At 56.9% G+C, this 19937-nt stretch carries 20 protein-coding genes; 8 read left to right on the top strand and 12 right to left on the bottom strand.

Annotated elements, in window-relative coordinates; translation table 11 throughout:
- Nucleotides 1–17: 17 nt before the first annotated feature.
- The 4 genes from ABJN86_RS16880 to ABJN86_RS16865 all read right to left on the bottom strand — a co-directional run bounded on the left by ABJN86_RS16880 (nt 18) and on the right by ABJN86_RS16865 (nt 2208).
- The gene (locus tag ABJN86_RS16880) at nt 18–161 is read right to left on the bottom strand and encodes a hypothetical protein (protein ID WP_348363052.1); all 144 of its coding nucleotides are present in this window, start codon (nt 159–161) and stop codon (nt 18–20) included.
- 24 nt (nt 162–185) lie between these two features.
- The gene (gene gap, locus ABJN86_RS16875; protein ID WP_348363050.1) at nt 186–1184 is read right to left on the bottom strand and encodes a type I glyceraldehyde-3-phosphate dehydrogenase; all 999 of its coding nucleotides are present in this window, start codon (nt 1182–1184) and stop codon (nt 186–188) included.
- A 187-nt stretch (nt 1185–1371) separates the two neighbouring features.
- On the bottom strand, nt 1372–1755 hold the full coding sequence (gene zapA / locus ABJN86_RS16870) for a cell division protein ZapA (protein ID WP_348363048.1): 384 nt from the start codon (nt 1753–1755) through the stop codon (nt 1372–1374).
- A gap of 3 nt (nt 1756–1758) precedes the next feature.
- Nucleotides 1759–2208, bottom strand: a complete 450-nt coding sequence (locus ABJN86_RS16865) for a hypothetical protein (protein ID WP_348363046.1) — start codon at nt 2206–2208, stop codon at nt 1759–1761.
- Nucleotides 2209–2420: 212 nt separating this feature from the next.
- Here ABJN86_RS16865 and tkt point away from each other — a divergent pair, with 212 nt between their 5' ends.
- The gene (tkt, locus tag ABJN86_RS16860; RefSeq protein ID WP_348363045.1) at nt 2421–4436 is read left to right on the top strand and encodes a transketolase; all 2016 of its coding nucleotides are present in this window, start codon (nt 2421–2423) and stop codon (nt 4434–4436) included.
- Nucleotides 4437–4542: 106 nt separating this feature from the next.
- Here tkt and grxD read toward each other — a convergent pair whose 3' ends face one another.
- The 3 genes from grxD to purL form a co-directional block, all read right to left on the bottom strand.
- Entirely contained in the window at nt 4543–4905 is a 363-nt protein-coding gene (gene grxD / locus ABJN86_RS16855; RefSeq protein ID WP_348363044.1) for a Grx4 family monothiol glutaredoxin, read from the bottom strand.
- A 3-nt stretch (nt 4906–4908) separates the two neighbouring features.
- Nucleotides 4909–5133 carry a BolA/IbaG family iron-sulfur metabolism protein gene (locus ABJN86_RS16850; protein WP_348363042.1) on the bottom strand — a complete coding sequence of 75 codons (225 nt, stop codon included), beginning with the start codon at nt 5131–5133 and terminating at the stop codon, nt 4909–4911.
- Between the two features lie 75 nt (nt 5134–5208).
- Complete coding sequence (gene purL / locus ABJN86_RS16845) at nt 5209–7368, bottom strand: phosphoribosylformylglycinamidine synthase subunit PurL (RefSeq protein WP_348363040.1); 2160 nt, start codon at nt 7366–7368, stop codon at nt 5209–5211.
- A 257-nt stretch (nt 7369–7625) separates the two neighbouring features.
- On the opposite strand from purL, the gene ABJN86_RS16840 reads away from it, so the two are divergent.
- A complete protein-coding gene (locus ABJN86_RS16840) occupies nt 7626–7949 on the top strand; it encodes a hypothetical protein (protein ID WP_348363038.1) in 324 nt (107 codons plus the stop codon).
- 172 nt (nt 7950–8121) lie between these two features.
- A complete protein-coding gene (gene sigJ / locus ABJN86_RS16835; protein WP_348363755.1) occupies nt 8122–8955 on the top strand; it encodes an RNA polymerase sigma factor SigJ in 834 nt (277 codons plus the stop codon).
- Between the two features lie 229 nt (nt 8956–9184).
- Here the strand turns inward: sigJ and ABJN86_RS16830 are convergent, their stop codons facing one another.
- The gene (locus ABJN86_RS16830) at nt 9185–10090 is read right to left on the bottom strand and encodes a LysR family transcriptional regulator (RefSeq protein WP_348363036.1); all 906 of its coding nucleotides are present in this window, start codon (nt 10088–10090) and stop codon (nt 9185–9187) included.
- Between the two features lie 149 nt (nt 10091–10239).
- On the opposite strand from ABJN86_RS16830, the gene ABJN86_RS16825 reads away from it, so the two are divergent.
- On the top strand, nt 10240–13647 hold the full coding sequence (locus tag ABJN86_RS16825) for an indolepyruvate ferredoxin oxidoreductase family protein (RefSeq protein WP_348363034.1): 3408 nt from the start codon (nt 10240–10242) through the stop codon (nt 13645–13647).
- Here the strand turns inward: ABJN86_RS16825 and ABJN86_RS16820 are convergent, their stop codons facing one another.
- The gene (locus tag ABJN86_RS16820) at nt 13648–13875 is read right to left on the bottom strand and encodes a sulfurtransferase TusA family protein (protein ID WP_348363033.1); all 228 of its coding nucleotides are present in this window, start codon (nt 13873–13875) and stop codon (nt 13648–13650) included. It abuts the gene before it with no gap.
- A gap of 82 nt (nt 13876–13957) precedes the next feature.
- Between ABJN86_RS16820 and ABJN86_RS16815 the strand changes: the two genes are divergently transcribed.
- The 4 genes from ABJN86_RS16815 to ABJN86_RS16800 all read left to right on the top strand — a co-directional run bounded on the left by ABJN86_RS16815 (nt 13958) and on the right by ABJN86_RS16800 (nt 17615).
- Complete coding sequence (locus ABJN86_RS16815; RefSeq protein WP_348363032.1) at nt 13958–15238, top strand: hypothetical protein; 1281 nt, start codon at nt 13958–13960, stop codon at nt 15236–15238.
- The gene (locus ABJN86_RS16810; protein WP_348363030.1) at nt 15235–16587 is read left to right on the top strand and encodes a cytochrome P450; all 1353 of its coding nucleotides are present in this window, start codon (nt 15235–15237) and stop codon (nt 16585–16587) included. The genes ABJN86_RS16815 and ABJN86_RS16810 overlap by 4 nt, the downstream gene beginning before the upstream one ends.
- Nucleotides 16580–17059, top strand: coding sequence for a DUF3592 domain-containing protein (locus ABJN86_RS16805; protein WP_348363028.1), 480 nt, complete (start codon nt 16580–16582; stop codon nt 17057–17059). The genes ABJN86_RS16810 and ABJN86_RS16805 overlap by 8 nt, the downstream gene beginning before the upstream one ends.
- A gap of 274 nt (nt 17060–17333) precedes the next feature.
- The gene (locus tag ABJN86_RS16800) at nt 17334–17615 is read left to right on the top strand and encodes a hypothetical protein (RefSeq protein ID WP_348363027.1); all 282 of its coding nucleotides are present in this window, start codon (nt 17334–17336) and stop codon (nt 17613–17615) included.
- Here ABJN86_RS16800 and ABJN86_RS16795 read toward each other — a convergent pair.
- From ABJN86_RS16795 to fumC, 3 genes are read right to left on the bottom strand one after another with little or no spacing between them, the layout of a single operon-like run.
- Nucleotides 17612–17827 carry a ribbon-helix-helix domain-containing protein gene (locus tag ABJN86_RS16795; protein WP_348363026.1) on the bottom strand — a complete coding sequence of 72 codons (216 nt, stop codon included), beginning with the start codon at nt 17825–17827 and terminating at the stop codon, nt 17612–17614. The two genes, ABJN86_RS16800 and ABJN86_RS16795, sit on opposite strands and share 4 nt — an antisense overlap.
- Nucleotides 17824–17997, bottom strand: coding sequence for a DUF4169 family protein (locus tag ABJN86_RS16790; RefSeq protein ID WP_348363024.1), 174 nt, complete (start codon nt 17995–17997; stop codon nt 17824–17826). The genes ABJN86_RS16795 and ABJN86_RS16790 overlap by 4 nt, the downstream gene beginning before the upstream one ends.
- A complete protein-coding gene (gene fumC / locus ABJN86_RS16785; RefSeq protein ID WP_348363023.1) occupies nt 17994–19385 on the bottom strand; it encodes a class II fumarate hydratase in 1392 nt (463 codons plus the stop codon). Before fumC ends, ABJN86_RS16790 begins: the two co-directional genes overlap by 4 nt.
- Between the last annotated feature and the right edge of the window lie 552 nt (nt 19386–19937).

Here is a 19937-nt window from a genome sequence, read left to right as displayed (position 1 = left end):
TGTTTAACTCGCCCTAGTTATCGCCAGAAGGCGATGTACTCGGTCAGCTCCAGTAGCTTGCGGCCAAGAAAGATGTGCAAATCCCATCCAAACACGAATTGATCGGCCGCAATTACGGAGCCGATCAGTAGAGCCAAAACAATAGCAATCTTGTCAGTCATGTATGGCTATGGCCCTCTGAAGTGTCAGAGACGTCCCATTGCAGCGGCCACATCGGCCATGCGGCACGAGAAGCCCCATTCATTGTCATACCAAGCCAATACCCGAACCGTGCGCCCGCCGACAACCTTTGTCTGGTCTGGGGCGAAGATGGAGGAATAGTTGGTGTGGTTGAAATCAATCGAGACCTTCGGCTCGGGGTCGTAGCTCAGCACCGCGCCCATGTGACCTGCGGCGGCCTCCGCTACCACGGCATTTACGTCCTCAACGGATACATCCTTGGAGGCCTCAAAGGTCAAATCCACAGCGGATACATTCGGGGTAGGGACGCGCATCGCGGTGCCGTCCAACTTGCCAGACAGCTCTGGCAGAACCTCGCCCAGTGCTTTCGCTGCCCCTGTGGACGTCGGGATCATCGCCATGGCGGCAGCTCGCGCGCGGTAGAGGTCGGAGTGGCGGCGGTCCAGCGTTGGTTGGTCGCCAGTGTAGCTGTGGATCGTGGTCATGATGCCGCGCTCGATACCGATCGCCTCGTTGAGGACTTTGGCCAGTGGCGCAAGGCAGTTGGTGGTGCAAGAGCCGTTGGAGATCACTTTGTGCTCCGGCAGCAGGTCACGGTGGTTCACGCCGTACACAATGGTGCGATCAACGCCGCTTGCAGGGGCCGAGATCAGCACACGTTTAGCGCCGCGAGACAGGTGAACTTCGGACTGTTCCTTGGAGTTGAACTTGCCGGTGCATTCCAGCACGACATCGACGCCGCTCCAATCCAACTCGTCGGGGTTGTAGGTCGAGAACACCTTCATCGGGCCGCGGCCGATATCCATCGTGTTGCCGTCCACGCGAACCTCTTGGCCAAAGCGGCCATGAACGCTGTCGTATTTTAAAAGATGTGCGTTGGTTTCAATTGGGCCAGTGGCGTTGATCGCGACGACTTGGACGTCGTTGCGCGCGCTTTCGGCGATATGGGCGAGGGTGCAGCGGCCGATGCGGCCGAACCCGTTGATTGCTACAGTCGTGGTCATGGTGAATGGTCCCTTACGCTCCGCTCTGTGTTGCTCGGAGGTATAAGGGGTGCCATCAAAGGTGGGTATAGAAAATACGCTTTAAAATGAGTGTGTTAGCGTTAACATGCGGCTGATCTGCCTCAGGGTGCTGTGGCCGCAGAGGTGTTAGCGGTAACGATTTTTTAAGGTGACCGCTTCTTGCGACTCACCCGTGCTTTTCCTCCAGCGAGGATGCCAATGCCTCGGAGCGGGCCGCCAGCTCGTTTAGCGTGTCTGTAACCGAGGTCGGCACAACCGGGACCTCCACCTTTTGCGCTGGTGCGGACTTCAGGCTCTCCAACTCGCGGCGCATCTTGTCCAAGCGTTCTTCAGCGGCGTTCAGGTCTTCTTCCAACCCGGCTGTTTTGTCGGCCAGCATCAGGCCCGCCATCAGCAACATGCGGGTTTCTGGCATGCGGCCAATTTGGTCGGCCAAAACGCTGGCTTCATTGTCTAGGAACTTCGCGGCGGTTTGCAAGAAGTGCTCTTCGCCGGTTTGGCAAGCGACTTGGAAAGCGCGGCCACCGATTTCAATTGTAATCTCTGGCATGATCTAACCCTCCTTAACCAATGGGGCGATGTTGCCCAAAATGTCGTCCATCTCCGCAAGGTCTGCGGCGCGGGCGGCTTGTAACGCTTCATTCTCGGCTTCAAGGGCGGTGTTTATCGTGGCCTCTGCACCTTGGTGCTCGGCATTTGCGGTGCGCAGCTGTTTGTTGGTGTCGCGCAGGGCGCCCATCACGGCCTGTAGGCGCTTGTTTTCGGTGTCCATGAATTCCAGTCGGGAGGTCATGCGCGCAACGCGTGTTTCCAAGCGCTCGATGCGGGCAAGGTTCTGCTGGCCGGATTCTACAAGACGCGCGTTGGTGTCGCGCTCGATTTCCAGTTCTTCAACCATATCCGCGTCAGGTGCCGCAGGGGCGCTGGTGATTTGACCGGCTGTGTATTCAATTCTGTCTAGCGCAGTTAAAATGCGTTGTTCTAGCTCGGTGACGTCCGTCATATTTGTCCCTCGTCTGGAAGGAGGATCGATCACGGCTTATCCCGCTACGAATCAACTCCGTGCCTCACAGGCTTGATTTTAACCATAGATTGCGCCGAATGCCTCCCCTTTAAGACAATATGGCGCGGATGGGGCCTCAGGAGCGGCTTGAACTTCGCGCCAACGTTGGTATCACCGCCTTAGATACATGCCGTCTAATAAGGATCAGACCCTTGGATATTGCAGCTTTGCGCAAAGCCCACCCCGAACATTGGATGCGCGCAGCCGCCATCCGTACCCTGACATTGGACGCCGTTGCGGCGGCGAATTCCGGCCACTCTGGCATGCCAATGGGCATGGCGGACGTTGCGACCGTGTTGTTTGAGAAGCACCTTAAATTCGATGCCTCCGCACCAAACTGGCCGGATCGTGACCGGTTTATCTTGTCTGCGGGCCACGGCTCCATGCTGATCTATTCGCTGTTGCACCTGACCGGCTACGCCGACATGACGCTAGAGCAGCTCAAAAACTTCCGCCAAAAAGGCGCGATCACTGCGGGTCACCCTGAATACGGCCACGCCACTGGCGTCGAGACCACCACTGGCCCACTTGGCCAAGGGGTCGCAAACGCTGTTGGCTTCGCTATGGCTGAGGAAAACCAACGCGCACGTTTCGGCAAAAAAATCGTTGATCACTACACCTACTGCATCGCGGGCGACGGCTGCCTAATGGAGGGCGTCAGCCAAGAGGCCATCGGCATCGCGGGCCGCCACGAGCTGGGCCGCCTTATCGTGCTTTGGGATGACAACAACATCACCATCGACGGCACGGTTGAGCTGTCTGACCGCACCGATCAAGTGCAACGCTTCAAGGCGTCGGGCTGGCATGTGCAAGAAGTTGACGGCCATGATCCCGAGCAGATCGATGCGGCGATCGAGAAAGCAAAGAAGACCAAGAAACCGTCGATGATCGCGTGCAAAACGCACATCGCACTGGGCTCTTCGGCGCAAGACACATCCAAAGGCCACGGCGCGTTGACTGCGGACGACCTGATCCGCGACACCAAGGCGGCTTATGGCTGGTCCGGCGGCCCGTTCGAGATCCCTGCGGATGTGAAATCCCAGTGGGAAGCCATCGGCAAACGCGGCGGGGCTGATCGCCAAGCGTGGGAAGGTCGTTTGCTGGACGTGTCCAACTCCAAGCAAAAAGAGTTCGCGCGTTGCTACGCAGGGGATGTGCCGAACAAACTGTCCTCGACCATCAAGGCGTTGAAGAAAGACATCACCGAGAATGCGCCTAAGGTTGCGACCCGCAAGGCGTCGGAAATGGCATTGGCTGCGATCAATCCGATCATGCAGGAAACCTTCGGTGGCTCTGCTGATTTGACCGGCTCAAACAACACGTTGACGGCGGATATGGGCGTGTTCGATCCAGAGAACCGCAAGGGCCGCTACATGTACTATGGTATCCGTGAGCACGGCATGGCCGCTGCGATGAACGGCATGGCTTTGCATGGCGGAACAAAGCCTTATGGTGGGACGTTCATGTGTTTCACCGACTATGCACGCGGCGCTATGCGCCTGTCCGCATTGATGGGTGTACCTGTAACTTACGTCATGACGCACGACAGCATCGGTCTGGGCGAAGATGGCCCAACGCACCAACCTGTGGAGCATCTCGCCATGCTGCGCGCGACGCCAAACACCAATGTTTTCCGCCCTGCGGATGCGGTAGAGACAGCTGAGGCTTGGGAATTGGCGTTGTCGTCGAAATCCACACCTTCGGTGATGGCCTTGTCGCGTCAAAACCTGCCAACCGTGCGCACCGAGCATAAGCTGAAGAACATGACCGCCCAAGGCGCTTATGTTCTGGCCGAGGCTGAAAGCAAGCGTCAGGCGATCATCATGGCGACTGGCTCTGAGGTGGAAATCGCCTTGGCTGCCCGCGATATTCTGGAAGGCGAGGGCATCGGTACACGCGTTGTCTCGATGCCGTGCCACGAGTTGTTCGCGCAGCAAGACGAGAAATACCGCCGCAAGGTTCTGCCTGCGGGTCCGGTACGTGTGGCTGTTGAAGCGGCTGTTGAGTTCGGCTGGGACCGTTGGTTGCTGGGCGAGCGCGGCAAATCCGGCAAGGCGGGCTTCGTTGGCATGCAGGGCTTCGGTGCTTCTGCTCCGGCAGACGTGCTTTACGATACCTTCGGCATTACGGCGCAAGGCGTGGCTGATAAGGTCAAAAGCCTGCTGTAATCACAGCGATAAGACATGAAAAAAGCCCGGCGAAGTGAAGACTTCGTCGGGCTTTTTCTATTCTGGAACAAAGCGCTATGGGGCGCTTTGTGGAGCAGACACAGCTTTAGGTGTTGTGTTCGCGGATTTTGTTGGCCGCATCTTTGTCGAAGTTCACAGCGTTTTCTTCAAGCAGGGTGTCCAGCTCGCCGGATAGGGTCATCTCGGTGATGATATCGCAACCGCCGACGAACTCGCCTTTGACGTAGAGTTGCGGAATTGTTGGCCAGTCCGAAAACTCTTTGATGCCGGAGCGCACGGCGTCGTCCGCCAGCACGTTCACATCCTTATAGTCGATGCCCATGTAGTTCAGCACGCCCGCCACCTTGGACGAGAAGCCACACTGCGGCATTTGGGACGTGCCTTTCATGAACAAGACAACGTCGTTGCCATCTACGGTTTCTTGGATTTGTGCGTTTGCGTCAGTCATGACTTACTCCGGTGCTTTTGTTGTCAGGGCAAGGGCGTGCAATTCGCCGCTGTCCACTTTGGCTTTAACGGTGGCCATCACCGCGCGTTGCTGTTGCACGCGGTTTTGGCCTTTGAAGCTTTCATCCACCACAAGTGCTGAGAAATGCGCGCCGTCGTCACCTTGAACAGTGATGTCCGCGTTGGGAAAGCCGATACGGATCAAGTCTTCGATGTCTTTTGGTAGCATGGGCGCACAAGGCTCCTGTTGAGTGGTCGTTCAAATATCAAGGTAGGTAGCCGCCACGCGGCTGACAACCCTCGTTTAGCCAACGGCGGCCTCAAAGCTGGTGTGATACACCTCGGACAGATCGGCCAGCGGGGCAGAGGACGCCCCGATTGTGACCGCATCACCGCCGAATTTACCGATTGTGCTGAGCGTCACGCCAGCTTGGCCAGCGGCACCCATCAAGGCCTCGGCCTTATCAAACGAGCAGGCGATCAGGTAGCGGGCTTGATCCTCGCCAAAGGCTTGCGTGGTGGTGTCATCGTCCAAGGTGACGCCGACGCCAGCGGCATCGGCCATCTCGAAGGCCGCAACTGCAACGCCGCCGTCGGAGACATCTGTGCAGACATCAATCCACTCCCGCTCGGCGCGGATGAAGTCGCCGTTCAGCTTCTCAGCGGCCAAATCCACGGACGGCGCGTCGCCGTCTTCGCGGTTGAAGACCTCGGCCAGCAGGGCGGATTGGCCAAGGTGGCCTTCGGTTTCGCCAACCATCAACAACACATGGCCTTCGCGCGCGGTGCCCGAAATGATGTGGTCGGTGTGGTCGATCAAACCTACGGCGCCGATGGTCGGGGTGGGCAGAATGCCAGTGCCGTCTGTCTCGTTATAAAGAGACACGTTGCCCGACACGATTGGCATATCCAGCGCTTTGACAGCTTGGCCGATGCCGTCGATAGCGCCCACGAACTGGCCCATGATTTCAGGCTTCTCAGGGTTGCCGAAGTTCATGTTGTCGGTGGTGGCCAGTGGCACAGCACCCACTGCGGTCAGGTTGCGGTAGGCTTCGGCCACGGCTTGTTTGCCGCCCTCAACAGGGTTGGCCTTGACGTAGCGCGGTGTCACGTCGGAGGTGAAGGCCAGCGCCTTGTCCGTGCCATGCACGCGTACGATGCCAGCACCTGCACCAGGGGCCGCAACGGTGTCGGCCATGACTTGGCTGTCGTATTGCTCCCATACCCATTGCTTGCGGGCGTAGTTCGGGCTGGTCAGGATCATGCGCAACGCATCAATCGCGTCGACTTGTGGGGTGTCTTCCAGCGGCTCCGCTTTAGGTGTTTCGACCCAAGGGCGGTCATATTCAGGGGCGGAGCCGGAGAGGGTCGCGAGCGGCAGGTCGGCTTTAACCTCGCCGTTATGCAGCACCAAGAAGCGGTCTTCTGCGATAGTCTCGCCGACGATTGCAAAGTCGAGGTCCCATTTGACGAAGACGGCGCGGGCCTCGGCTTCCAGCTCTGGTTTCAGCACCATCAGCATGCGTTCTTGGGACTCTGACAGCATCATCTCGTAGGCAGTCATGTTTTCTTCGCGCTGTGGGACGTCCTCGAGGTTCAGCTTCACGCCCAAGCCGCCTTTGTCGCCCATCTCAACGGCGGAACAGGTCAGGCCAGCGGCCCCCATGTCTTGGATCGAGATCACAGCGCCGGTTTGCATCAGCTCCAGCGTGGCTTCCATCAGGCGTTTTTCGGTGAACGGGTCGCCGACTTGCACGGTGGGGCGTTTGTCTTCAATCGTGTCGTCAAATTCGGCGGAGGCCATAGTCGCACCACCCACACCGTCACGGCCGGTTTTGGCGCCAAGATACACAACCGGCATGCCGATGCCGGAGGCGGCGGAGTAGAAGATTTTGTCAGTGTCCGCGATGCCAGCGGCAAAGGCGTTCACAAGGCAGTTGCCATTGTAGGCTGGGTGGAAGCGTACTTCGCCGCCCACGGTCGGCACGCCGAAGCAGTTGCCGTAGCCGCCAACGCCAGCCACCACGCCAGACACAAGCTGGCGGGTTTTGTGGTGGTCAGGCTCACCAAAAGAGAGGGAGTTCATCGCCGCAATCGGGCGTGCGCCCATGGTGAACACATCCCTAAGAATGCCGCCAACACCGGTCGCAGCCCCTTGGTAGGGTTCGATGTAGGACGGGTGGTTGTGCGACTCCATCTTGAAGACCACGCATTGGCCGTCGCCGATGTCGACGATGCCCGCGTTCTCACCCGGGCCGCAGATCACTTGCGGGCCTTCGGTGGGCAGGGTGCGCAGCCATTTCTTGGAAGATTTGTAGGAGCAATGCTCGTTCCACATGGCCGAGAAAATGCCCAGTTCGGTGAAGCTAGGCTCGCGACCTATGATCTCAAGGATGCGCTGGTATTCATCAGGGGATAGCCCGTGCGCCGCGATGAGTTCATCGTTGATTTGTGGTTCTTGCATTCCGTGAATTCCCCAAGTCATTTCCGCTTGCGCACCTCTTATTGCACAGGCGGGCTAGGGGAAAGGGGGCAAGCGGCATTCTTTCTATAGATAGGTCTACAGGCGATCCGGTTGGGGGTCGATTTCGGGCCGGTTTCAGCTTGGCGTGGTTGCCGCGATGAAAAAACCCTTCGAAATTAAGGTTTCTTCTTCTCTTGATGTCACAAACAGGCCGTCTGAATCGTCAACCCCGTATCATCTGACTTCATAGGGGTATCATGACACGAATTATTTTAATCGGGCTTGGCGTGCTTTCAACGGGCACCGCCGTGTATATCTGGGCCGCAACGCAACATTGGTACGACAATGTACCGGGGGTCGCGGCTACGGGACCTCTCAACCTTCATTTCGCAAAAGACGTGGCATTGGCCTATCTCGCCAGCGGCGGGGCGTTGATTTGGGCCGCCGTGAAATCCGAGCGATCTGTGGGGTTTTCCGTGCGATGTGGATCCATCGTGGCCTATCCGTCGACGTGGTTGCGGCGGCAAATCTGTTCGGCATTCGCTGCCCGAAGGAGGCGAAAGATGTTTGGGGCGGAGTAATGCTTGCCTCAACACTGGAAGGGGATTGCGGACCTTGCGTGCAATTGGTTGTTGATATGGCGCTTGAGGTTCAGGTCTGTGCTGATCACCTGAACTTGTGTGTTCAGGGCAAAGCACGCTCTGCGAAGCACTGAGCATGGTGGCAGATGTTTTTCAGGCAGAGTGAAGCAAGCTGTTTTCGCTATGCTACCGCATGCTTGGCGAGCGGGCAGGCGCGGAGGATGCCGTTCAGGACACTTGGCTGAAATGGGCTGCGTCTGACGTGGCCCAGATCAGCAATCCGCCGGCTTGGTTGCGCCGCGTTGCGAGCAATATTTCAATTGACATGTTGCGATCTGCCTATCGCCAAAGAGAGGTTTATGTGGGGCCATGGCTCCCTGAGCCTTTGGTGCAACCTGAAGCAGGTGCGCCGGTTCATCATTTTGAGCTGGCGCAGGAATGCGAGTTGGCTTTGTTGTGGGCGATGGAGCGTTTAAACGAGAAGGAGCGCGCAGCATTCATCCTTCGAGAGGCGTTTGACGCGGATTATTCGGAAATTGCAGGCACCTTGGGGTTGAGCGCATCTGCATGTCGCCAACTTGTCAGCCGCTCAAAGAAAAAGGTGCAACAGGCAGGCCCGCGCATCGATGCGACAACGCAGGAGGTAGCCGATTTAAGTCAGCGTTTCTTTATGGCGATTATGTCGGAGGACTTTGAGGCTGCACTTGCGCTGCTGACCCCGAGGTCTGTGTCAATTTCGGATGGTGGTGCCAAGACGCGTGCGGCGCGGCGTCCATTGGTAGGCGGGAGCGAAATCATCCAATTGATCCGCGCGTTGTATTTAAAAACAAAAGCGGAGCAGGGATGGACGACACAGGTCAGAACCGTGAACGGGAAGCCCGCATTCTTGCGCTATCAGTTTGGGGTGCTGGATTCTGTAACAACGATTGCGCCGGATTATGACGGAAAGATCGCGTGGATCTACATTATGAAAAACCCCGACAAGTTGGCCGTGATGAGTAAATAACTAGGAGAGTATAGCGACGCTGGTTGTTGGGATGCGATCAAGGCTGACCTTGGCGTTATTCCAAAAAAAAAGGCCGAGCACTAAGCTCGGCCGAAGTCCAACAGGGAGGTGGGAAACACATAGTGTCTCCCGATGACTTTGAATTAGGCATCTGAGCCGTCTGTTTCAAGAAAAATAGGCGATTTTTTAATCATAACCGCTATGCGTCTGACGCATAGCAAGCCCTAAATTAATCTTTTTCAACGAGTTGGGCGCGCTTTTTCTGTTCGCCTATTTGCTCGAGCACGAAGTCGCGGAAGGCTGATATGCGCTTTGATTGGCGTAATTCTTCTGGAAACGCCAAGAAAACGGGCACAGCGTGCGATTCTACGTCAGGCAGAACGCGCACGATTTCGGGGTCATCGATCGCCACATAGTGGGGCAAAATACCAATGCCGAGATCATTTCGCACCGCTTGCAGGCAGCCAAAGTAGTTATTCACGGTCAAAATATTGGGCAGATCGTAGCTCATGAGTTCGCGCACCATAGTGGCACCTGCGGATACCTGCTCTGAATCGATATTCTGACAAATCAGGCGGTGATCCCGCAGATCCTCGAAGTTGCGCGGCTGGTCATGGGTCTCAAGGTAATGGCGCGAGGCGTAGAGGCGCATGCGCACATCCATCAGACGTTTGCGCACAAGATCGGCCTGCGACGGCTCTTTCATGCGGATGGCCACATCGGCCTCGCGCATCGGTAGGTCAAGGACCCGCTCGTCCAGCATCAGGTTGATATTCAGATCGGGGTATTTGTCGTAAAGGCGCGACAGGCGCGGGGCCAACCACAAGGAGCCGAAGCCGATTGTCGTGGTGATCCGCAGCTCGCCAAAGACTTCCTCCTCGCTGTCGCGTATCCGCGCGGAGGCAGCATCAAGGCGTTTGGTCATGGCGCGGGTGGCATCAAACAGCAGCTCACCTTGTTCGGTCAGGATCAAGCCACGGGCGTGGCGGTGGAACAGCGTGGTATTCAACGAATCCTCTAGCGCACGCACTTGCCGAGATACGGCGGATTGCGACAAATGCAGCGTGTCGCCAGCATGCGTTAAGCTGCCTGCGTCCGCTACAGCGTGAAAAATTCTCAGCTTATCCCAATCCATAACGGGTACACTTCCATACGAAATACCTAAAGTGTCGCCTATCTAACCTTTCACGGTGCATCACGAAAAGGATTGATTTGCAAAAACCTCTTGGTAGGTCAGCTTTTGTGACCTATAATGCCTATATCCTAAGCACTGGGAGGCGCGGCATGGGTACTCAAGAAATTTCATTGAATGACCGGTATGACTTGGAAAAATCGCCAGTTCTGCTGAATGGCACCCAAGCTTTGGTGCGTCTTGTCCTTATGCAAAAGACCCGCGACTCGGCTGCGGGGTTGAATACCGCAGGTCTGGTGACTGGATATCGAGGCTCACCCTTAGGTGCGGTGGACATGCAAATGAGCAAAGCCGCCAATGTTCTGAAACCCGCAAACATCGAATTTCAGCTCGGTTTGAACGAAGATCTCGCGGCCACCGCGATCTGGGGCTCCCAACAAGCAGAGCTGCGCGGCGAGGGGCGCTACGACGGCGTGTTTGGCATGTGGTACGGCAAAGGACCCGGCGTTGACCGCTCCGGTGATGTGATGCGCCACGCCAATATGGCGGGGACTTCGCCACACGGCGGGGTGCTGATGGCGATGGGGGACGACCACACGGGCGAATCCTCCACCACGTTGCATCAATCCGACTGGGCGATGGTCGACGCTTATATGCCTGTGTTGTCGCCTGCAGGTGTGCAGGAAATCCTCGATTACGGCATGTATGGCTGGGCTTTGTCGCGCTTTTCGGGGCTTTGGGTCGGGCTAAAAACCATGAAGGACACGATCGAGGTGACATCGGTAGTGGACGGCGACCCCAACCGAATGACCTTCGTGACGCCGGACATCGATTTGCCTGATGAAGGGTTAAATATTCAACTGATCGACACACCACAGCTGCAAGAAGCGCGTGTCATTGATCATCGCAGGTTCGCAGCGGAAGCCTTTGCAAAGGCTAATAAAATTGACAAACGTGTATGGGGTAAGGCCGGTGCGAAAATCGGATTTGTCGCTGCGGGCAAGAACTACCTTGATTTACTACATGCGTTCTCGCTTCTGGGCATCGACGCCGATGAGGCGGAGCGCCTTGGCATCACCCTATATAAGGTTGGACAGGTCTGGCCGTTGGATATGGACAGCTTCCACGACTTCGCTGACGGGTTGGATTTGATCGTCGTGGTTGAAGAGAAGCGCAAGCTGATCGAGGTGCAGGTTAAAGAGGCAATTTTTGATGACCGCAAGGGACGCCGTGTGTATGGCTGGCACAAGGGCGATACATTGGAGAACGGGCGGCGTAAGGAGTTGTTCCCGACGCGTTCAGCGCTTGATCCTATTGATGTCGCTGAAAAACTTGGTGAAATCTTGATTGAGGAAGGTCGCCGAACAGACCGCATCGAGGGGGGCTTGGCCCAACTGGCAGAGGCACGGCGCGCCGACAACGCACAAGACATCGCGGCGCGGGTCCCTTACTTTTGCTCAGGCTGTCCGCACAATAGCTCTACTAAAGTCCCCGACGGCTCGCGGGCCTATGCGGGGATCGGTTGTCACTACATGGTGCAATGGATGGACCGCGAAACCGTGGGCTTCACCCAAATGGGCGGCGAAGGCGCGAATTGGATCGGGGAGGCGCCTTTCAGCACCCGTGATCACGTTTTCCAAAACTTGGGCGATGGCACCTATAATCACTCCGGTATTCAGGCGATCCGTGCGGCCGTCGCAGCGGGGACGAACATCACTTATAAACTGCTGTTCAACGACGCTGTCGCGATGACTGGCGGGCAGGGCAATGAGGGCGGCTTAGATGCGCCGCGGATCGTAGCTGAACTCAGCGCGATGGGCATCAAGGACCTTGTCGTTGTCTATGACGAGAAGGAAGATGTAGACTTCGCTCAGTTCCCATCGGGGTTAGAGCATCATGAACGTGCAGAACTGCCACGTATTCAGGAAAAATTAAGTAAGGTCAAAGGCGTATCGGCAATCGTCTACATCCAGACCTGTGCCGCTGAAAAGCGCCGACGCCGTAAGCGCGGCTTGTTCCCTGACCCTGACAAACGCGTCTTTATTAACACGGATGTCTGCGAAGGGTGCGGCGATTGCGGTGTGCAGTCCAACTGCGTCTCCATCGTACCATCCGAGACCGAATTGGGCCGCAAACGCGCCATTGACCAATCGTCTTGCAACAAGGATTTCTCCTGCGTGAACGGGTTCTGTCCGTCCTTCGTCACGGTGGAGGGCGCTCAGCTGAAAAAACAAGCAACCGCAGAGGTGAATTTGCCCGATTTGCCCGATCCGGTGATGCCTGTGATCACAGGCACCCATAACGTTGTGATCACGGGGGTGGGCGGCACAGGTGTCGTCACCATCGGCGCGGTTCTCGCGATGGCGGCGCATATCGACGGCAAAGGCGCTGGTATGATGGAAATGGCGGGGCTGGCCCAAAAAGGCGGCGCGGTTCACATCCATTGTCGACTGTCCAATAGCCCGGAAGACATCAGCGCTATCCGTGTGGCCACAGGCGAGGCGGACGCGGTCATTGGCGGCGATCTGGTCGTCTCGGCGGGGGCGAAAACCATGGGGTTGATGACCACGGGGCGCACCGGCGCAGTGGTGAACAACCACGAGATCGTCACAGGCGACTTTACCCGCGATACCGAGTTCTCAATCCCGTCAGACCGTTTGCAATTGTCGCTCGAGGCCCGCCTGCAAGATCAGGTGCAGTTCTTTGACGCGTCCGAATTGGCGCGTGTTTTGATGGGGGACAGCATTTACTCTAACATGATGATCTTCGGTGCGGCGTGGCAACGCGGTCTACTGCCGATCAGCTTTGATGCGCTCATGCAGGCGATTGAGCTGAATGGAGCCGCACCTGAGCGCAACAAACGCGCGTTTGAGCTGGGGCGTTGGGCGGCCACGCATCCCGAGCAAGCCGCTGGGTATATTGAGGATAAGGTGGTCGATCTGCCTAAGTCTTTGGATGATAAGATCGCGTTTAGGCGTACTCATTTACAGGCATATCAAGGGCGCAGATTAGCCAAGCGATTTGAAAAGGCGTTGGCGAAAATCGATAACCCGTCGTTGAAGGAAGCGGTGGCGAAAGGTTACCATAAACTTTTGACATATAAGGACGAATATGAGGTCGCGCGATTGCACTTGGAAACGGCAACCAAAGCGGGCGAGGCCTTTGATGGCGACCTAAAGCTGACCTACCACCTTGCGCCGCCAATGCTGTCGAAGATGGGGGCGAACGGGCGTCCGGTGAAAAAGGAATTTGGGGCGGGGATACTGCACGGCTTTAGGATTTTGGCGCGAATGAAGGGGCTGCGCGGCACTCCGTTTGATTTGTTCGGCTACAGCACAGAGCGCAAAATGGAGCGTGCCTTGATCAAGCAATACGAGGAAGATCTACCTAAGATTCTGAGCGCGACGAACCATGATGCGGCAATGGCCCTGGCAGAATTGCCGTTGCAAATTCGCGGGTTTGGCCCCGTGAAGGAAGCCAATGAAGCAAAGGCTGCGAAGCGGCGCGAGGAGCTGTTGGCAAGCCTCAATGTCACCGATCCGGCTATGGCCGCGCAGTAATCAGGCTTTGCGCAAGTAGTAGACCTGTTGCGTACCCTCGTCGGTCATGGACACAAGTTCATGACCGGCTTCGGCGCAAAAATGGGGCATGTCGATCACAGCCGCCGGATCGTCAGCCAAAACGCGCAAGACTTGCCCGCTGGACAGAGGTTGCAATCGTTTACGTGCTTTCAGCACGGGTAGGGGGCACAGCAGCCCCAAGGCGTCGAGTTCGGCGTCGTGATCCATAACCGTGATCTAGGCGACACGCGGGCAATTGTCCACGTAAGCGGTCCTTACTTTCAAATGAAACGCGGTTTAACGTGTGGGCATGGAAAAAGTGGACGAGTTCAACCAAGTGCAAAGCGTGCAAAAGCGGCGGGTGTTCTATATCCCCGGCTATGATCCGATCCATCCCCGACGCTACCGTGAGCTGTACCGCAAAGAAGGCGCGGAGCAGGCGAGGATCAGTGGGTACGACATTGATCTAAAACCAAAAACAGGTGATGGCACCTACGGATGGCATGCGAGCAGCGACATCGATGGGGCGCAGACCAATGCGCAGGTGGATGTGTTGGTGTGGTCCGACATTGTACGCGGCTCCATGTCGAACTCGATCCCTGCGACCTACTTGCAGTTGGTGCGCACGGCGTTTGCCTATATCTCGACCCGCGCGTTGTTCAACCTGATGCGCCTACGCAAGGGGCCGATCATCGCGGCGCTCTATCCAATAGGAATGCTATTGGGGCAATTTTTGCTGGCCTTTGTGCTGGGGCGGATGGCAGCGGGCATCTTGGAGTGGGGCGGCGAGCGCCTGTTGCGCATTACGCTTGGACCGCTGGTCTCGGGAAAATATCTATGGGTATTCGAGGCCCTGGGATGGGCTTTGGCCTGCGTGGTCGTGATCTATGTCCTGCGTTGGTTCCAAGCCAAGGACGGCAAGTTCTTCGCCTATTACCTGATGCATGACTTCGCCTATTCCGCCCGCTGGATGGGTGCGAACCCGCCGGCCTTGGAAGAACGCATGTCCGAGTTTGGTGAAGCCATCGCCCAAGCCCTGAGTAACGACGTGGACGAGGTGCTGGTCGTTGGCCACTCCTCCGGCGCGCATTTGTCGGTGTCCATTCTGGCGGATTTGATCCGAGCGGGGCGGGTGCCCGAAGACGGCCCGAAGCTGGCGTTCCTGAGCCTTGGCCAAGTGGTGCCTATGGTGTCCTTCTTGCCCAAAGCCGACCGTTTGCGCCGCGACTTGCACGATCTATCTGCCAGCGACGCGCTGACATGGGTGGACGTGACGGCGCCCGGTGATGGCTGCGCTTTCGCGCTGTGCGATCCGGTGGCCGTGTCTGGGGTTGAGCCTGAGGGCAAGAAATGGCCGTTGGTGTTCTCGGCCGCCTTCACACAAAGTCTAAGCCCAGAGCGGTGGAAAGAGCTGCGCTGGCGCTTCTTCCGGCTGCATTTCCAATACCTTTGCGCCTTTGATCGCCCCAAGGATTACGACTACTTTCAGATCACTGCGGGGCCAATCACCCTGTATGAGCGCTACCATGACCGCCCGCAATCGCGGTCCCGAATTGACGTAGCGGCCTCTGGCTACACGAGCATGTCATGATCCCGCCCAAGCCCCCATCGCGCCCTGAGAAGGTGTCGTTGCTGAAATACGTGCGCTTGTTTCGCCAAGACATCCTGTCGGCGCAGCCCGCGAAGCTGTACCGTGCATGGATGGCGGAGTTTAAGACGCCGTTTTTTCGCAGCTACATGATCAATCAGCCCTCGCTGGTTAAGAAAGTCCTAAACGAGCGCCCGCGCGACTTCCCCAAGTCCGACCGCATCGGCGCAGGGCTGCGCCCGCTGCTTGGTAACTCGGTGTTCTTGACCAATGGTGAGACGTGGGAGCGCCAACGCCGCATCATCGACCCCGCATTTGAGGGCGGGCGTTTGCGCGACACGTTTCCCGCCATGTGGGCGTCTGGTGAAGCGGTCACGGCACGGTTAGAGGAAGGCGTGACAGAGGTAGAAGAGGTCACCAGCTTCGCCGCCGCCGATGTGATCTTCCGCACCCTGTTCTCCATCCCGATTGAGGATGAAATCGCGCAAGCCGTATTCACCGAGTTTCGCGACTACCAGCGCACGCAGCCAATTTTGAACCTCGCGGCCTTCATAAAGGGGCCAAAATGGATGCCGCGCCTGTTTCGCAAGCGTACCAAGGAGACGGCGCATTCTATCCGAGCATTGATCACCCAGTTGACCGAGGCCCGCATGGCCCAGATCAAGGACGGCACTGCGCCTGATGATCTGGCGACCAAGATCATGACCACCGCGGACCCCGAAACCGGCGAGACATTCACCACGCAAGAAATGGTCGACCAAGTGGCGATCTTCTTCCTTGCGGGGCATGAAACCAGCGCGTCCGCATTGGCGTGGACCCTGTACCTGTTGGCGATGTTCCCCGTGTGGCAGGAGAAGCTGGCGCAAGAGGCCAAGGCGCTGGACGAGGGCTGCGACTTCAAGGTGATGTCCAAATTGCGCCTGTCGCGCGATGTGTTCCGCGAGGCGTTGCGGCTTTATCCGCCGGTGCCGATGATGGTGCGCGAAACCACATGCCCCGAAAATTTCCGAGACCGCGATGTGAAGCAGGGCGCGCAGGTGGTGATATCGCCGTGGCACTTGCACCGGCACGAGCGGCTTTGGGACAACCCTGACGGGTTCGATCCCACACGGTGGGCCACGGACAACGGCAAGCAGTGCATGCGCGACGCGTTTATACCGTTCTCCAGCGGACCAAGGGTTTGCACAGGGGCGGGGTTCGCGATGGTCGAGGGGCCGTTGCTGTTGTCGATGCTCGTGCGGCATTACAAGTTTGAGACCACCGAACGCACCCCCGTTCCTGTGGCGCATTTGACCGTGCGCTCCAAGGACGGGATTTGGTTAAAGATCAGCAGGAGAACAGATGATGGCTAAACGGCGTAATGCAAGCCCGTTGGGGTGGGGGCTGATCGGCATTTTGCTAGGGATCGGCTTGGTCTTCTTGTTCTTGGGGAATCTCGACCGAATAATCTGGAGCTTTACCAACCACGGCGAACGGGTGGCGGGGCGTGTCGTCGACATGCACAGCTCACGCATTCCTGCGTCCAATACTTATCTGACCTATGTTCCACGGGTCGAATTCACTGACCCCGGCGGGCAAGAGCGGGTGATGAGCGTCAGCAGCGGTTCATCTCATTACGACTTTCGCAAAGGCGACCGTGTGACGGTGCTTTGGCGGCCCGCTACTCAGACAATCGCCATTGATATCCCGTTTAGGCGGCATTTTGGTATGTCGATTATGTTGTGGGGTTTGACGTTGCTTGGGTTGGCTGCAGTTTTTGCGGCAGGATGGCACTTGTTTGGCGGAATTATGCATCGCAGGCGAAAGAATCGGTCTGTCGAGTAAGGAATACCTCCGGTTTTGAGGGTATTTTTCGGCATATTTAGGAAAAATCAGACCCGTATTTCCCCAATTTTCTAGCTTTTTGTTAGCAATTACGCGGCGTCACGTTTTGTTTTTTGAAAGAGGGCAAAAATGTGATTCATTATTCTTTTCAGTTACTTAATTTGTAACAATTGCCACAGTTTTGCCTCTTTGGGGGAAATCCAACGGGCGTTCCCCATGAAGTGGTTCGGGCAATCTGGCAAATTTAACTCAACCTACAGAGGGGAAGACTGCCATGACGAATATTGAAAATCTTACTAAAGCTGCTGCTAAAACATTAAGCTTCACGTGGATGCCACGAATTCGCGTCGCTGTACCGGCTCTGACACGTAGTCGCCGTACTCAGACACGGGTTGAGAAACCTATTGATCAACTTGAACGCGATAATCTGATGGAGCTGTTTCAATCGGACCTGTCGGATATGACAACTCTGAAAGAGGAGGCGACGATTCAAAATGTAGTTCAGATGCGACGCCCGCGTATGCGCCCTTTTACAGGCGTCGGCCAAGCGGCCTAAACTGACTTCAAGTCACTGAGAACAAACAAGCGTATCGCGGAGGCTAACCCAATATCAGTCCCGCGCTCGCTGTCAATTTGAGCCGCCAGATCATTAATTGGTCGGTCCGCCTCTGCAGCAATGCGTCGAAACTCTACCCAAAACTCGTCCTCTAAGGACACCGAGGTTCGATGCCCTTTCAACGTCAACGAGCGTTTGATCGGGCGGCTCATTTATCAAGTTTAAGGCCATCGAGGCGGGTAACCTCGATGGCCTTTTTCTTTGCTTCCAACTTGCGCAAGCCTGTTGGTGTTCCGAACTTCACCGCATTGGCGTCGGCGCGGGTTTTCTTCTCGGCCCGCGCCTTTTCCTTACGTTTCTGGTTCAGGTTGACCGGCTTCATTTTGGGCCGATCATGTCTTTCGGCTGAACCACACGGTCGAATGTTTCCTCGTCGACGAGGCCAAGGTTGATGGCCTCTTCCTTCAAAGTGGTGCCGTTCTTATGCGCCGTCTTGGCAACTTTGGTGGCGTTGTCGTAGCCGATGGTGGGGGCCAAGGCTGTCACCAGCATCAAGGATTCCTGCATCAGCTTCTCGATCCGCTCCTCGTTGGCCAAAGTGCCCACAACCATGTTGTCGGTGAAGCTGCCTGCCGCATCACCCAGCAGTTGCATGGATTGGATGACGTTGTAGCTCATCATTGGGTTGTAAACGTTCAGCTCGAAGTGACCTTGCGATCCTGCGAAGCCCACGGCGGCGTCGTTGCCCATGACGTGGGCGCACACCATTGTCAGCGCCTCGGCCTGTGTCGGGTTCACCTTGCCCGGCATAATGGAAGAGCCAGGCTCGTTTTCTGGCAAGATCAATTCACCCAGACCCGAACGCGGGCCGGAGCCCAGCAAACGCATGTCGTTGGCGATTTTGAACATGGAGGCGGCAACGGTCTTCAACGCGCCCGAGAACATGACCATCGCGTCATGTGCGGCTAGTGCTTCGAATTTGTTGGGTGCGGTGACGAAGGGCAGGCCAGTGATCGTGGCGATTTCAGCGGCGACTTTCTCGGCGAAGCCTTTGCGTGTGTTCAAACCTGTGCCAACGGCGGTGCCGCCTTGGGCCAGCTCGTAGATGTCGGGCAGGCAGGCTTCAACCCGCTCAATGCCCTTCTTCATCTGGTGCGCATAGCCGCCAAACTCTTGGCCCAAGGTCAACGGGGTCGCGTCTTGCGTGTGCGTGCGGCCGATCTTGATGATGTCTTTGAATTCTTCAGATTTGGCTTCTAAAGCGGCGTGCAACTTGCGCAGACCGGGCAGCAACGTGTCGCGGGCCACCATGCCGATGCCGACGTGCATTGCAGTTGGGAATGTGTCGTTGGACGACTGGCCCATGTTGCAGTGGTCATTGGGGTGAACGGGGGTTTTGGAACCCATCACGCCGCCCATGATCTCAATCGCGCGGTTCGAGATAACCTCGTTGGAGTTCATGTTGCTTTGCGTGCCGGAGCCGGTCTGCCAAACCACCAGCGGGAAGTTGTCGTCGAACTTGCCGTCGATCACTTCTTGCGCGGCTTCTTTCATAGCGGGGGCCAGTTCGGCGTCGAGGTCACCGAACTCTAGGTTCACGGTAGCGGCGGCTTTCTTGATCACGCCCAAGGCGCGAACGATGGCAACCGGCTGGCGCTCCCAACCGATGGGGAAGTTCATGATCGAGCGTTGCGTCTGCGCGCCCCAGTATTTGTCGGCGGGGACCTCTAGGGGGCCAAAGCTGTCGGTCTCGGTGCGGGTCGCGGTCATGGGTCTTCCTCCAAAGCATGTTTGGGCACCGATGTAGCGGGATGCAGGCTGATTTGCAATCGGAGGCGGGGTGCGCAATTGCGGATAGGGTGTGGAGGATTGCAGGTGAAAGCTTTGGGTTTTGAGCGGGGTTTTCCTCAATCACCCAGTGTTCATAATTGCGCTTTTGAGGAGGGGACTTGTCAGGAAGATCGAGTGCTTCGTTACCGAATAGAGAACATGCCGAACCTTCGCCTTCGCCCATCTCGTCGTCCCACCTGTGATTGATAACACTGTTGCGTTGATCGTCAGGCGAATTTGGCCTTCACGTCGTAAATTGACCCAACATGGCAAACCGGACCTTGGCGTCGGATGCAGCGAATGGCGGCTTCGAGCCCTCTTTGACCGATGCTGCATGTTGAATAAATGACCGTGAGGATCAGATTGCCGACATTGGCGTTGGCAAGCACTACCAACTATAGACACACGCTTACGCATCCATAGCAGCAACGCGACTTTCCCGAAGCGGACAATACAATTTTGATGTAGGGTGCTTGGGTTGACTACGGAGGA

Origin of the sequence: Litoreibacter sp., from assembly GCF_039974535.1 — a bacterium.
Taxonomy (GTDB): Bacteria; Pseudomonadota; Alphaproteobacteria; order Rhodobacterales; family Rhodobacteraceae; genus Litoreibacter.
Note: the sequence above shows the minus strand (reverse complement) of the source record. Positions and strands in the feature narration are given on the sequence as shown.

Excerpts from the sequence above, each read along its gene's own strand:
- grxD (WP_348363044.1), bottom strand. The coding sequence starts at position 4,905 with ATGACTGACGCAAACGCACAAATCCAAGAAACCGTAGATGGCAACGAC.
- ABJN86_RS16790 (WP_348363024.1), bottom strand. The coding sequence starts at position 17,997 with ATGAAGCCGGTCAACCTGAACCAGAAACGTAAGGAAAAGGCGCGGGCC.
- ABJN86_RS16805 (WP_348363028.1), top strand. The coding sequence starts at position 16,580 with ATGGCTAAACGGCGTAATGCAAGCCCGTTGGGGTGGGGGCTGATCGGC.
- zapA (WP_348363048.1), bottom strand. The coding sequence starts at position 1,755 with ATGCCAGAGATTACAATTGAAATCGGTGGCCGCGCTTTCCAAGTCGCT.
- ABJN86_RS16830 (WP_348363036.1), bottom strand. The coding sequence starts at position 10,090 with ATGGATTGGGATAAGCTGAGAATTTTTCACGCTGTAGCGGACGCAGGC.
- ABJN86_RS16825 (WP_348363034.1), top strand. The coding sequence starts at position 10,240 with ATGGGTACTCAAGAAATTTCATTGAATGACCGGTATGACTTGGAAAAA.
- ABJN86_RS16820 (WP_348363033.1), bottom strand. The coding sequence starts at position 13,875 with ATGGATCACGACGCCGAACTCGACGCCTTGGGGCTGCTGTGCCCCCTA.
- ABJN86_RS16795 (WP_348363026.1), bottom strand. The coding sequence starts at position 17,827 with ATGAGCCGCCCGATCAAACGCTCGTTGACGTTGAAAGGGCATCGAACC.
- ABJN86_RS16800 (WP_348363027.1), top strand. The coding sequence starts at position 17,334 with ATGACGAATATTGAAAATCTTACTAAAGCTGCTGCTAAAACATTAAGC.
- ABJN86_RS16810 (WP_348363030.1), top strand. The coding sequence starts at position 15,235 with ATGATCCCGCCCAAGCCCCCATCGCGCCCTGAGAAGGTGTCGTTGCTG.
- gap (WP_348363050.1), bottom strand. The coding sequence starts at position 1,184 with ATGACCACGACTGTAGCAATCAACGGGTTCGGCCGCATCGGCCGCTGC.
- ABJN86_RS16880 (WP_348363052.1), bottom strand. The coding sequence starts at position 161 with ATGACTGACAAGATTGCTATTGTTTTGGCTCTACTGATCGGCTCCGTA.
- ABJN86_RS16865 (WP_348363046.1), bottom strand. The coding sequence starts at position 2,208 with ATGACGGACGTCACCGAGCTAGAACAACGCATTTTAACTGCGCTAGAC.
- ABJN86_RS16815 (WP_348363032.1), top strand. The coding sequence starts at position 13,958 with ATGGAAAAAGTGGACGAGTTCAACCAAGTGCAAAGCGTGCAAAAGCGG.
- fumC (WP_348363023.1), bottom strand. The coding sequence starts at position 19,385 with ATGACCGCGACCCGCACCGAGACCGACAGCTTTGGCCCCCTAGAGGTC.
- purL (WP_348363040.1), bottom strand. The coding sequence starts at position 7,368 with ATGCAAGAACCACAAATCAACGATGAACTCATCGCGGCGCACGGGCTA.
- ABJN86_RS16850 (WP_348363042.1), bottom strand. The coding sequence starts at position 5,133 with ATGCTACCAAAAGACATCGAAGACTTGATCCGTATCGGCTTTCCCAAC.
- ABJN86_RS16840 (WP_348363038.1), top strand. The coding sequence starts at position 7,626 with ATGACACGAATTATTTTAATCGGGCTTGGCGTGCTTTCAACGGGCACC.